Here is a 13,178-nt window from a genome sequence, read left to right as displayed (position 1 = left end):
GCATTCTTTGTTTTTACATTTAAATATTCTCATTTCCAATATTATTGTTACCTTTTTTCCTCCTATTGGTAAATCCTGAAAGCTTCTTGTGTATTTTGAATGTACTTTATCTGTTTCTTCTCCACATACTGGACATTTTGCTTTTTTCTTTTTTGATTTTACATAAATATATATTGTGTCTTCTTTTATTTCATGTTTTATATACTTTAAACTTTTATCCAGCATTTTTATTATTTCTTTCATTTAGCTCTTCCCTTTCGCTTTTTCTTTTATTTTAACATTTTTATCATTCCTTTGTCAACTTTCTTTGGAAAGAGCCAAATCTATTTTATTAAAAAAACAAAATCTAACTGATAGAGAATGGAATGAAATGAAAAAGCATACTATATATGGTGCTAAAATTTTAAATGAACCAGATTTCAAAATTGCCAAAAATATTGCTTTATATCATCATGAAAAATATAATGGAAATGGTTATCCATATGGTTTAAAAGGAAACGACATACCTATAGAAGCGCAAATTGTATCACATGCTGATGTATATGATGCACTAAGGAGTAATCGCCCATATAAAAAAGGATTTTCTCATAATATTGCGGTAGAAATTATTTTAAATGGTGATAATAGAACAAATCCTGAAGATTTTAACCCTAAAATCTTAAAAATTTTCAGAACTTATCATATGGAATTTAAAAAACTCTATGATGAATACAAGGAAAATAATTGACTTTTTATTTTAGTGTTGATTTTTATTAAAAAAAGTTGTATAATATTTACATGACTTGTTGTCTTTCTTAATATTTCTTAATATTTCTTATTAATAGTAACAAAATAAAATGTTATTTTATTTCCAGAATCTTATTCCAAGGGGGGAAAAGTATGAAAAAGTTACTCGTTTTATTGGTAGTTGTTTTAAGTATTTCTATGTTTGCACAGGTTACTATTGAATTCTGGCATGCTATGAGTGGTTGGAGAATTGAGCTTTTACAGAACATGGCTAAAGATTTCATGAAAACACATCCAGATATAAAGGTAAATGTACAGTATACTGGTTCTTATCTTGATACTTTCAACAAGGCCATAGCAGGTATAAAATCTGGTAAAGCTCCTCATGTTGTTCAAATATACGATATTGGAACACAGGCTATGATAGATGGTGGAGTTGCTGTTCCTATGGAAGATTTAATTAATGACGATCCATCCATTGATAAAGGGGCCTTTTTAGAGCAGGTTACAAATTATTACACTGTAGATGGAAAATTATACTCAATGCCTTTTAATTCTTCTACTGCAATTTTATTCTATAACAAAACTATGTTTAAAGAAGTTGGTTTAGACCCAGATAAACCACCAAGAACATACGATGAATTAATAGAATATGCTAGAAAATTACAAAAGAAAGATGCTAATGGAAAAGTCACAAGATATGGTTTAACCTGGCCAACACATTCATGGTTCTTTGAACAATTAATGGCTGTTCAAAATGCTCCATTAGTAAATAATGGAAATGGTAGAGCAGGCGTAAGACCTACTGAAGCTGTATTTAATAGTCAGGCTGGAAAAAATATATTCAACTTGTTCAAAAAAATGACAGATGAAGGTTTATTAATAAATACAAAAAGAGAAGATTGGAACGGTGCAAGTCAGATATTCTTAGCTCAAAAGGCTGGAATGCTATTATACTCAACATCTGATGTAAAATTCTTTAATGAAGCTGCAAAAGAAAATGGATTTGAAGTTGGTACAGCATTCTTACCAAAACCTGATAAAAGCGTTCAAGGCGGCTCTGTAATAGGCGGAGGTTCTTTATGGATATTAAAAGGACATCCTGACGAAGAAACAAAAGCTGCATGGGAATTTGTAAAATGGATGACAGAACCTGAACAACAAATTAAATGGCACTTAGAAACTGGTTATTTCCCTGTAAGAAAAGATGCTATTGAAAAATTATTGTTTGAAGGTTTTTATTCAGAACATCCAAATTATTTAACAGCTATAATGTCATTGTTATTGTCTAAACAAACAGTTAATACAAATGGCGCTGTAATGGGTGTATTCCCAAAAACAAGAGAAATTATAGAAACAGAATACGAAAATGTTATAAATGGTAGAAAAACTGTTGATCAAGCTCTCAATGATGCCGCAAAAATAGTTACATTAGAATTAAAACGTTATAATAGATTATATAAATAACATTTTTTATTAAAATATATCTATAGGCGGGAATCATTCCCCGCCTTTTTTTAAAAAGGAGGTTCTAATTTATGTCGTGGAAAAGTAAGATAACCCCTTATATGCTACTTATTCCTACATTTTTAGTAATTATTTTATTTATCTACTGGCCGGCAACTTATTCTTTTAAATTGAGTTTTTATCAGGAATCTTTTTTTGGAAATAAAAGTATTTTCGTAGGTTTTGAAAATTATACACTTTTATTTCAAGATCCTTCATATTACAAAGCTCTTTTAACTTCTTTCATTTACTCATTTTCATCAGTATTCTTAACAATGTTTATTGCGTTTTTAATTTCACAATTATTAGTTCAAAACATTCCAGGAACTCGTTTTTTTAGGTTATTTATATTTGCACCATACGCTGTTTCTCCGGCAATAGCTGGTATATTATGGTCTTTTCTACTAACTCCAACTGTTGGATATTTAAATTATATTTTTATGTTACTTTTTGGTATTGATACTGATTGGCTTACAACAACACCTTATGCATTTATAGCTGTTATGTTAGCCACAATATGGAAAATGTTGCCTTTTGATCTGATATTTTATATAGCAGGACTACAATCAATTCCCGATTCATTATTAGAATCTTCAATGATTGATGGAGCTAATCTATGGCAAAGAATGTGGAAAATCAAATTCCCTTTACTGTCGCCAATAACATTTTATTTATTTATTATGAATTTTACAACTACTATGTTTACATCATTTGGTATTATAGATTTAATGACAAAAGGTGGTCCGTCTGGATCAACTACAACATTAATTTATAAATTATATTTAGATGCTTTCTCATATAATAATAACGGATCAGCAGCAGCACAATCTGTTATTATGTTTTTAATTATGGGTATTATAACAGTAATATACTTCAAAGGTGTCGAAAAATCCGTTCATTATCAGTGAGGTGAATTTAATATGGCTTCAAGTATATCAAAAAAGAAAAAAAGAAATCTTATTCTTTCTGAAATTACACTTATATTTGTCTCTTTAATTGTTATGGCTCCAGTATTACTTGCGTTTAGTATGAGCTTTATGACATATACAGAAGTTTATACATTTCCGCCAAAATTATTACCAAGTACATTTCACTGGCAAAATTATGCCGAAGCATTGAGATTAGTTGACCTTAAAAGAATGCTTCTGAACTCAACTATAATCGCATTTTTTATTACTTTTGGTAAATTAATCACAGGAACATTGGCTGGCTATGCTTATGCAAACTTCCAATTTAAAGGAAAAAATATATCATTTATACTGTTATTTATTACATTATTTTTGCCGGCAGAAACCGTAATGATATTACCCTTATTTTTAATCATGAAAGAATTTAATTGGATAAATACTTTTTATGCTTTAATAATTCCATTTACTGCAAGTGCTACAAATGCATTTTTGATGAGACAACATTTTTTAACTATCCCAAAAGAATTAAGTGATGCTGCTAAAATTGACGGAGCAACATCCATGCAATATTTCTGGAAAATACTTTTACCTCTTTCAAAATCTATGCTTGGTGGAGCTGCTTTAATAAACTTTGTATATGCTTGGAATCTCTATTTATGGCCTTTAATAGTTACAATGGATGATAAAATGAAAACTATTCAAATAGGTATAAAAATGCTCATAAGTTCTGATGCTGCAAATAATTGGGGTGTAATAATGGCTGGTACAATTATCGCCCTTGTTCCAACATTAACAATATTCTTTGCTATCCAAAATTTATTCGTAAAGAGTTTAGTAAGTTCGGGACTAAAGGGATAAAAAATGCTGCAATTTCTTGCAGCATTTTTTATTTTTTATTAATTTTAATAACTTAATTCAAAACAATATATCTATCCCAACTCTAATAAATGCTGAATTTATCGGGTCATAATCTCCTTCAAGAGCGTTTTCAAATCTATATCCACCATTTAAAGTAATTCCAAAATTATCAGTTATTAATATTTCCAATCCAATATTAGGACTTATTCCAAGAGCTACATTTGTTGAATATTCTGTATCATATTCAAAAGAAGAACTCATATACAAATCAACTCCCAACTGTGGAATAAATCTATTTATTTCTTTTACATAATTTAATGAAAATCCTGTTGAGAATATAGATTTTTTTGACCCCCATATAAAATCTAAATACGTTCCAAACCCAAATCCTTTATAATTATCACCCGAAAATTCCAATCTAAACAAATAATTATCATTAAATATATATCCTCCAGAGAACATTAAATGTCCTCTTATTGGAGATAAGTCTGGATTCTCTATCACCTGAATAGTTTGGTTTAACTCAAATTTAGGTTTTACTAAAATTTCTAATATTGCACTATTTCCCGATACTTCTCTAACTATTAGTTTTCCATCAATTTTCCTATATGTATCCTCTTTTATTTTATATATTTTAGCAAAAGAAAACATCATTCCTTTGTAAATCCCCACATTCCGTCCTGCATCTATTAAAATCATATCATTCTCAACATTTATAATATTTGCACTAATCAAAAACAATTTATTCATTCTATAGACTAAAGAATTAACTAAATATTCAATCGCCTGATCTTTTGCGTTTTCTCTTGCCTCATATTCACTGACAAACTTTGTTACGTTATATGAACCAAATGCATTAATACTTCTAATCTCTAATATTTGGCTGGTTTCAACATCTATTAATCTATATGCACCTTCAATTTCATATTCATACCAAACATTTCCTTCATCATCTTCTTTCCTTCTTAAATTTGCATCTATTACTTCAACATAAACAATATAATCTGCAGCTAATTGGTTAAACTTAAAATCATTTTTATTTGTAACTCCACTTAATATTCTTTCAACTTCTCTTAAAACGTTTAAATCTCTTTCAATTAACCTATATTTACCCATTTCTAATAATCTTTCTTTTAGTTTATGTTCTACTTTTGCCGAAAGAGTTGAATACCCTTTTGAATAAATTAATAGCGTTTTTCTACTATCTTCTGCATATATCAATACAGAAATAAATAGAATTAATATCAAAAATAACTTTTTTATACTCATTTTTTCACCCCCCAAATTTTATATTATAAATTATATCACATAAATTTTGATATTGTTACATTCTACAATCTTCTATTCATACAAAAAATATGAATTAACGTTAATTTAAAATTAATGGAATATCCCCCTAATATTATTTATAGCAAAAATTTTGTATAATTATAACAAAATAAAAAAAAAATAAATAAGAGAGGAGAGAATATTTTGAAAAAGAATTGGAGGGTCTTTTGGGACTCGGGTAATCCTTTATTTTCAGAAAATTTAAAATTGGCAAGAAAATTATCTTCTGAAACAGGTTTATCCGAATTTTTAATAAAACTTCTTATAGTAAGAGGAATTAAAACAAAAGAGGAGATTAAAGAATTTTTATATCCTGATGAATCCAGTATAATTGATCCATTCCTTTTGAAGGATATGGATAAAACTGTTGATTTATTAATAGACATAAAAAAGAAAAAAGAAAAATTGATAGTATACGGAGACTATGATGCTGACGGCGTTACAGCTGCAGCAGTTTTATACCAGGGGTTCAAAGCTTTAGGTTGGAATGTTGAGGCTTATATACCTAATAGAATAGATGAAGGTTATAGCTTAAATGTTGAAGCTATTGATGAGTTATATGAAAAGGGTTATATGAATATAATTACTGTAGATTGTGGCACAACTTCATTAAATGAAATATCTCACGCAAAAGAAAAAGATATGAAGATCATAATTACAGACCATCATGAAACACAACAAATTTTACCAAATGCTGATGCCATAGTTAATCCAAAAAGAAAAGATGACGATTATCCTTTCAAAGGACTATCTGGAGTAGGCGTTGCGTTTAAAGTATTACTTGCCGTTCATAAAACGCTAAAAAATACAACATTTAATCCCTTTTCTTTAATTGATCTTGTTGCCTTAGGAACAATTGCAGATATTGTTCCTTTACGATCAGAAAATAGATTTTTTGTAAAAAAGGGATTAGAAAAATTAAGAAATAATCCTAATCCTGCTTTAAAATATTTAATGAAAGAAATAGGGATTGTTCCCGAAGATGTTAAATCTTATGTTGTTGCTTACAAAATTGCTCCAAAAATTAATGCTGCTGGTAGAATGGCTGATGCCATGAAAGCCTTTGAATTATTAATGACTGAAGAGAATAAACACTTGGAAAAGAAAGTAAAACAATTACTCGATTTAAATTCTGAACGCCAAAAACATGAACGAAGAATATATAAATCTGCTTTAAGTTTAATGGATATAAATCCAGATTATCATGATAAAAAGGTAATAGTTTTAAGCGGAAAAGATTGGCATCTTGGCGTTTTGGGAATAGTTGCTTCTAAGCTTTCTAACAAATTCAACAAACCTGTCTTACTGGTTTCTACAACTTCAAATGATAATACTGGTAAAGGTTCTGCAAGAAGTCCCCATGGTATTAGTCTAATAGAACTAATGGAGAGTCTATCTCAAAAAAATGAAAACTTTTTTAAAGAATATGGCGGTCATGAGCTTGCTGCTGGTTTTACTATCGATTCAGAAAATATTGAATATTTAAGAGATGAAATTAATAAAATGTATAAAAAATTATATGGTGACAAAGAACCAGAATCAGAAATTGAAATTGATATGGAAATTGAAAATCTATGGAACTCATTTTTTGATGATATAACTTTATTAGAACCATATGGCTATCAAAATCCAGAACCTACTTTTTTAATAAAAAATGTTTCCTTAGAAAGAATAAAAATATTTGGTGCTGAAGAAGAAAATTTAGCAGCAATTGCTAAAACTGAAAAAGGTATGATCTTTGAAGTTGTAGGTTATGGTATATTATCTAATAAAAAGGATGGTATGAATGGTAATCTAAAATGCAATCTCGTTGGAAATTTTCGAATAGAAAGAACATTTTATAACAATCAAAAAGTTTTAAAATTCTATGTAAAAGATATAGAATTTATTGGAGATTCTTTAACAGAAAAAGGTTATTCAGGAAATTTATTAATATCCTTACATGCAAAAGACAACGTCCACCATTTAACTAATTATAAATATAAAATATTATTAGGCATGATAGAAGAAAATAGAAATGCTATATTTGCTCCATTAAAAATTAAAAATACTTTATTAATAGAAAAAATCAAAAATACTATATCAAAAGGCGAAAATTTAATTATTATCGGAGCATCTCATCTATTACTTGAATACACATATAAAATAATTAATCAGTATATTTCCTCCGAAAACATATATTATAATAAAAAATCTAAAATTGAAAACACTATTCTAAAAAACAAAAAAATAATACTAACTACCGTACCGGCATATATTCAAAATATTCAAAGATTCAATGATTTTTCAAAAAAATTATTAATAGACGAACCTATATATTCATTCTCACATCCAACAATAGCAAATATACCTGAATACATACAATTAAGAAAAGTTATTAGATCAAAAAATTACAAAATTAATTTACTGGGTACATTCTATGATGAAAGCATAAAAGAATTCTTAAAATTAAGTGGTTATAGAGTTGCAAATGTTAATGCTAATGTTCCTCCTTTCGAAGTAGTAAAAGAAATAAATTCAAACAAATTTAAACTAATAAAAGATTATTTATATAATTCTAAAAATTTAAATATTATAGTAAATGATATTACACCATATGTGAATCTAAAATCTTATATTTCTTCCACATATGAATATTCAGAAGATTATATACTTTATTATTCACACATGCATACTTTTTTTGAGAAAATAAATATTAGAGAATTAAACAAAAAAGGTCCTTCAAGAATTCTTATTTCAGAATTTATAAATGATGGACTATCCCTTGAACAAAAAGATAGAAACTCAATAATAATGTTGTATGATGTACCTAAAACTCGTATTGAATTATTAGATTTAGTATCTTCCTGGCCTCATAATAAAAAAGATAACATAGTTTTTGTAATGGCATATAATACAGATTTTTCAACAAAATTTATGTATGAATTTTCAAGAAAATATCCTTCACCAGAAATGCTAAAAAAAGTTTATGAAATAATAAAAGAAAATGATAATATAAATATTAACATAATTTCTGAAAAATATTTTAATAATGATGTTGAACTTATAAAAACAATTGTAAATGAACTTATAAACACAGGTATCGTAATAGATACTTCTAACGGTTTAAAAACTATGGAGTCCTTTAGATTAGATTTAATACACAAAAATGTAAAATTAAAGGAAAGTATTTTAGATAAATGGATATTAAAAAATTCTATTAGATTCTTTTCAAATTTCAAATCACGAAGCTTAATATCATTGTTGAACAATCAAATTGCGGAGGTTAAATAAAATGAAAAAAACTACTAAAGATTTAAACACATTTATAAAGGTTGAACAGAAATACATGGTAAAGGTTTTGGACAAATTTAGAAAAAAGAAGATTTTTTCTAAATTTTTCCCATTAGGCGGATTTCCAATAATTGCAATATCTGAAGATGATGAAATGATAGTTGAAGAAATATTAAAAGACATGGGTATTAATTATGAAATAAAAAAAACTAAAACTGATATCATTGAGGAGATGTTGAAGTTTTGAATTATATAGGTTTAGACTATGGTTTAAGCAAAACTGGCATTGCCATAAGCAATTCAATTCTAAAAATTGCTACTATAAAAGGAACAGTAAATACTAACAAACTATTAAGCACATTAAAAAATGAAATTTATACAGAAGGTGATGCTTTTGTTGTTGGACTTCCAATTTCAATGTCCGGAAGGTTTTCTAAACAAACTTTTGAAACTATAGATTTTTCTTTAAAATTAAAGAATCTTTTTAAATCTGATATTTTTTTAATAGATGAGCGACTAACAACTCAGCAAAGTTACTCTATGACAAAAAACTTTTTGAATTCAAAAAAAGCAAAAAAAGCTAAGGATCAAAACAGTGCTCTTCTTATATTACAAAAATTTCTTGATAATCCTAAATTGGGAATAAAATTAGAAGCAGAAGATGTGTATAGTATAAATAATATTGATTCAAATTCGATTTTGATAAATAATATAATTATTAAAAATAGTAGTATATACAATAAAGCCGATATTTATACAAAAAATCCATTTGTTTTTTGGTGGTATTTTAAAAGAAATAAAAAGTCTACTACATTACTTGAAGATTTAAAAGAAGAATACGATGTGTTAATTTCAAAAAGCTCTTTCTCTATAAAGTATAAAAAGCTTATTAAAATCAACTAAAGATAGTAGGTGATTTAATGCCAAAATCTTTTTGGTTTATAATTTTTTATTTTACATTATTTCTAATCTTACTAAAAATATTTCCAACAATAATAGGCAGTTTGGTTGTTGCTTTATTTTTTACACTATTAATAGATGTTATTGCATCTTATCTGGAGAAATTAAAAATCTCCAGAAAGATTACTGTCCCATTAGCCTCTCTTATATTTTATGGCGCTATTGTTTATTCTTTATATAGTTTAATCCCTATAACAATAGAAGAAGGAAAAAAGGCTTTTGATGTTGTTAATAGTATCGAAATCAATCAAATTCCAGGAAAAACTGGTGAAGTCTTAAATACTTTATTAGACACAGCTGGAAAATATTTAAATGATTTAATAATTCAATTTGCCAGTTATCTCGCATCCAATATCTCTAATTTTATAACAGTTGGATTATTGTTAATTGTAGCATCTGCATATATGGCTATAGTAAATAAACAATTATGGAATGCAATTGATAAATTTTTTCCAAATTCTGAAATCAAAACAACAAAAAAATTTTTACTTTTAACTATTAAAGATTTAAAAAAATTTGTATCTGGACAAATAATAACCGCATTTTTTGTAGGATTAACCACATGGTTTAGCGCTTTAGTTATGGGATTCCCTTATCCTTTATTTTTAGGAATTCTTTCAGGTATAACTGATTTTATACCTTATTTGGGGGTTTTCATTACAGCTATACCTATTACTCTTTTAGGCTTTACAAATTTTGGATTAGTTGGTATTTTAAAAGCTTTATTAATACTCACAATTGCAAATCAATTGGAAATGTGGATATTATCACCAAGAATCTCTGGAGGAAAGGTGCATTTAAACTGGTTCCTTGTGCTCGTTTCGTTATTAATATTTGGGCAGCTTTATGGAATAGTTGGTGTATTAATAACTATACCTATTTTAATTATAATTAGAAATGTTTGGGATATGTATATTATACAATATCTAAAAAAAATATAAATAAAAAAAGCAGCCATTTAAGGCTGCTAAAGTTAAACAGGGGGAATTACTCAAAATTCGTTGTTTTTCTTTGATATTGGTAGTTATTAGTGTTTAAATCTATTTATTTGTTTTTTTTGATATTATACAACATTTTTTTTATTTTGTCAACTGAAGGGAGTTTTTTATGAAAACAAGTGATTGGCTAAAAAAATATAACATATACCTCAAAAAAAGCCTCGGGCAAAATTTCTTATCAACACAAACTTATGCAAAACAAATTGTAAAAAAAGCTTCGATTACTACAAATGATACTGTAATAGAGATAGGTCCCGGTGCAGGGACCCTGACTCAGGAACTTGTAAACACAGGTGCAAATGTTTATGCATATGAAATTGATGAAAGGCTAAAACCATTACTAACAGAAAGATTTAAAAATTTTGATAATATAAAAATTGAATTTATTGATTTTTTAAAAGCAAATTTATCTACGTTTGAAACTCCAAAATATGTTGCGAATATTCCATATTATATTACTTCTCTAATCCTGGAAAAAATCTTTTTAGAAACACCGAATTTCCAGATAGCCTTATTAATGGTTCAAAAAGAATATGCTGATAGAATGATTGCAAAATCTGGGAAAAATTATAGTCCTCTAAGTATATTTGTACAATTCTTTTGCACTGTTGAAAAAATATTAACAGTTCCTCCACATGCTTTTATACCAAATCCTAAAGTTGATTCTGTAGTCATCAAACTAACTCCTAAAAAGAACAGACCTGATATTGATAAAAACAAATTCTTTAAATTCATACATATAGCTTTTTCACAGAGGAGAAAAACTATAAAAAATAATTTAAAAAAAATTTTTGATACTAATACTGAAATAGTATTAAAAAAATGCAATGTTGATCCAAAGACAAGACCAGAAAATATATCTATAGAAAAATTCGTAGAAATCTTTCATTATATTGAACATTATTAAAAATGTATTTGTCAAGCGAACGACACGCCTTATCCAAAAGGAAAAATCCGTGATTTTGCCATTAAATATGGTTTTGGTCATAAACGCGTTGCTCTTGGTTATTTTTCTAAATTGTCTATGTACATTTTCTATGGAATTTGTGGTATATATCAGCTTTCTAATAGGTTCTGAATATTTAAAGTAAGCGAGTTTCCAGTTATTTTTCCATATTTGTACTAATAAGGGGTGTGTTTCACCCCATTTTTTTCAAATGCTACAAGTGCAGCCTCAGCAGCTTCAAGACTTGGGGCTTAATATATTGGTTTTAAATCAATATCTTTTCTGTACTTATGAGCGACATATTTAAAAGTATTTCTCAATTGATGTACAATACACATTTGAACTTCAGTTTTTGGAAAAGCTGCTTGAATAGCATCAACAAAACCTGTTAATCCATCAACAGAAGCAATTAAAATATCCTTTACACCTCTAACCTTACCAAGAATTTTTTCACTTTCTTTTTATTTTTCTCTACCTTTTTTTATTTTTACACTGTTTATATTATACTACCGAATGAGAGATGCATGGAAGATGTAAATTCGAAACATTAAAAAATAAAATTCTGGTGATTGAACATAATTAAACTAATTTAAGCACAATCACAGTTAATTTAAGTAACTTTGGAAAGAGTCACTATTATTATATACTATACAATTTGAAAAAACTGTCAAACTTACAAAAATTACCAAAAATACTATAAAAATACGTTTATTTATACAATCCCTCCTGATTTTTAGATTTTTATCTGGCGCCAGAAATTAATTATTATTAATTATAGAGCTCTTTTACAAAATTATTGAGAAAATGATAAAGCATAGGTGCATATATTGTTTTAGACTTTTTAAATGAATAATAATCAATTATTGCAAATATAAAGATAAATAATTTTCCATCTAACAATGTATATTGTTGATGAATAATAGCAAAAATAAATGCTGAAATAAAACAAACTATCTTATTATTTTTAAATATAATAGTGAAATTATTAAATTTAAAATAAAATTTTAATAATTCATAGCTTTTTATTTCAATATAAACAGCTATAAGATATAAAAGAAACATTATTGCCCAAAAACATGAAATACTGGAAGTAATTCCTACATAGGTTATTACAATAATATGAAAAAATATTATTGTTTTTGTTTTAAATGAGTAGGTTTCTATATTGTTTGTCATAATCTTTCTCCTTAACGATGTCTTTTTTGTAGTTAACATATATGTCAATTCTAATATTAATCTTAGTTCTCCCACGAAACGAGTGGGTAATTAAGAAAAAGGTAATTTACCTAAAGCCAAAAAATAGTTTGGATTTTTTAAGAATATATATTTTGTTTTATTTAATAGGTCTTTGTAGTCTTTACTTTCTCTTTTTCTTATTTTATTTAGTTGTTCGTTTAATAATTTTATTATATGAAATTTATCAAATACTAATTTTGCTTTTGGAAAATGTTCTTTCGCTCCTGATTTAAAAGCTACTGACATATCCATACATATTGTTTTTATATCTGACTCTTTTCCTTTTTTTTCTATATATTTATTTTTAAATTCTTTAAATGTTTTTGCATCTTTTCCTTTTGCTATGAATACTACTTTTCCTCGTTCTACATCAACAAAATTTGTTACATATACATGGTTCTTTTTTCTTGCTATTTCATCTACTGATAATGTCTTTAT

Annotated in this window: 13 protein-coding genes and 1 pseudogene; 9 read left to right on the top strand and 5 right to left on the bottom strand. The window is 26.9% G+C overall.

Annotated features, from left to right (window positions below; genetic code table 11):
* Positions 1–243: transposase family protein (locus BUA62_RS10565; RefSeq protein ID WP_143148374.1), on the bottom strand; the 243-nt coding region annotated here is incomplete at its 3' end.
* Positions 244–307: 64 nt separating this feature from the next.
* Here BUA62_RS10565 and BUA62_RS10560 point away from each other — a divergent pair.
* From BUA62_RS10560 to BUA62_RS10545, 4 genes are all read left to right on the top strand, one after another.
* Positions 308–727 carry an HD-GYP domain-containing protein gene (locus BUA62_RS10560; RefSeq protein WP_072866016.1) on the top strand — a complete coding sequence of 140 codons (420 nt, stop codon included), beginning with the start codon at positions 308–310 and terminating at the stop codon, positions 725–727.
* Positions 728–879: 152 nt separating this feature from the next.
* Positions 880–2,193 (top strand): ABC transporter substrate-binding protein, encoded by a 1,314-nt coding sequence (locus BUA62_RS10555; RefSeq protein ID WP_072866015.1) that lies wholly within the window; start codon positions 880–882, stop codon positions 2,191–2,193.
* 71 nt (positions 2,194–2,264) lie between these two features.
* Positions 2,265–3,140 carry a carbohydrate ABC transporter permease gene (locus BUA62_RS10550; RefSeq protein ID WP_072866014.1) on the top strand — a complete coding sequence of 292 codons (876 nt, stop codon included), beginning with the start codon at positions 2,265–2,267 and terminating at the stop codon, positions 3,138–3,140.
* 12 nt (positions 3,141–3,152) lie between these two features.
* Complete coding sequence (locus tag BUA62_RS10545; RefSeq protein WP_072866013.1) at positions 3,153–3,998, top strand: carbohydrate ABC transporter permease; 846 nt, start codon at positions 3,153–3,155, stop codon at positions 3,996–3,998.
* 57 nt (positions 3,999–4,055) lie between these two features.
* On the opposite strand, the gene BUA62_RS10540 is transcribed toward BUA62_RS10545, so the two are convergent.
* Positions 4,056–5,267 (bottom strand): hypothetical protein, encoded by a 1,212-nt coding sequence (locus BUA62_RS10540; protein ID WP_072866012.1) that lies wholly within the window; start codon positions 5,265–5,267, stop codon positions 4,056–4,058.
* Positions 5,268–5,471: 204 nt separating this feature from the next.
* Between BUA62_RS10540 and recJ the strand changes: the two genes are divergently transcribed.
* The 5 genes from recJ (at position 5,472) to rsmA (ending at position 11,465) form a co-directional block, all read left to right on the top strand.
* Entirely contained in the window at positions 5,472–8,600 is a 3,129-nt protein-coding gene (recJ, locus tag BUA62_RS10535; protein WP_072866011.1) for a single-stranded-DNA-specific exonuclease RecJ, read from the top strand.
* Position 8,601: 1 nt separating this feature from the next.
* The gene (locus tag BUA62_RS10530) at positions 8,602–8,847 is read left to right on the top strand and encodes a hypothetical protein (RefSeq protein ID WP_072866010.1); all 246 of its coding nucleotides are present in this window, start codon (positions 8,602–8,604) and stop codon (positions 8,845–8,847) included.
* Positions 8,844–9,503, top strand: coding sequence for a Holliday junction resolvase RuvX (gene ruvX, locus BUA62_RS10525; protein ID WP_072866009.1), 660 nt, complete (start codon positions 8,844–8,846; stop codon positions 9,501–9,503). Before BUA62_RS10530 ends, ruvX begins: the two co-directional genes overlap by 4 nt.
* Positions 9,504–9,520: 17 nt before the next feature.
* Entirely contained in the window at positions 9,521–10,501 is a 981-nt protein-coding gene (locus BUA62_RS10520) for an AI-2E family transporter (protein ID WP_072866008.1), read from the top strand.
* A 166-nt stretch (positions 10,502–10,667) separates the two neighbouring features.
* Positions 10,668–11,465, top strand: coding sequence for a 16S rRNA (adenine(1518)-N(6)/adenine(1519)-N(6))-dimethyltransferase RsmA (gene rsmA, locus BUA62_RS10515; protein ID WP_072866007.1), 798 nt, complete (start codon positions 10,668–10,670; stop codon positions 11,463–11,465).
* A 90-nt stretch (positions 11,466–11,555) separates the two neighbouring features.
* On the opposite strand, the pseudogene BUA62_RS11385 reads toward rsmA, so the two are convergent.
* The 3 genes and pseudogenes from BUA62_RS11385 to BUA62_RS10500 all read right to left on the bottom strand — a co-directional run.
* Positions 11,556–11,935 (bottom strand): annotated as a pseudogene (locus tag BUA62_RS11385) (transposase); the annotation flags it as partial.
* Between the two features lie 337 nt (positions 11,936–12,272).
* Positions 12,273–12,680, bottom strand: a complete 408-nt coding sequence (locus tag BUA62_RS10505) for a CPBP family intramembrane glutamic endopeptidase (protein ID WP_072866006.1) — start codon at positions 12,678–12,680, stop codon at positions 12,273–12,275.
* Positions 12,681–12,770: 90 nt separating this feature from the next.
* Positions 12,771–13,178: transposase (locus BUA62_RS10500; RefSeq protein ID WP_200782445.1), on the bottom strand; the 408-nt coding region annotated here is incomplete at its 5' end.

It is taken from the genome of Marinitoga hydrogenitolerans DSM 16785 (genome assembly GCF_900129175.1).
Taxonomy (GTDB): domain Bacteria; phylum Thermotogota; class Thermotogae; order Petrotogales; family Petrotogaceae; genus Marinitoga; species Marinitoga hydrogenitolerans.
This window is presented reverse-complemented; position numbering and strand designations above follow the sequence as displayed.

Coding starts and splice junctions, on each gene's coding strand:
- BUA62_RS10555 (WP_072866015.1), top strand. CDS start 880: ATGAAAAAGTTACTCGTTTTATTGGTAGTTGTTTTAAGTATTTCTATG.
- BUA62_RS10550 (WP_072866014.1), top strand. CDS start 2,265: ATGTCGTGGAAAAGTAAGATAACCCCTTATATGCTACTTATTCCTACA.
- BUA62_RS10545 (WP_072866013.1), top strand. CDS start 3,153: ATGGCTTCAAGTATATCAAAAAAGAAAAAAAGAAATCTTATTCTTTCT.
- BUA62_RS10540 (WP_072866012.1), bottom strand. CDS start 5,267: ATGAGTATAAAAAAGTTATTTTTGATATTAATTCTATTTATTTCTGTA.
- BUA62_RS10530 (WP_072866010.1), top strand. CDS start 8,602: ATGAAAAAAACTACTAAAGATTTAAACACATTTATAAAGGTTGAACAG.
- BUA62_RS10520 (WP_072866008.1), top strand. CDS start 9,521: ATGCCAAAATCTTTTTGGTTTATAATTTTTTATTTTACATTATTTCTA.
- rsmA (WP_072866007.1), top strand. CDS start 10,668: ATGAAAACAAGTGATTGGCTAAAAAAATATAACATATACCTCAAAAAA.
- BUA62_RS10505 (WP_072866006.1), bottom strand. CDS start 12,680: ATGACAAACAATATAGAAACCTACTCATTTAAAACAAAAACAATAATA.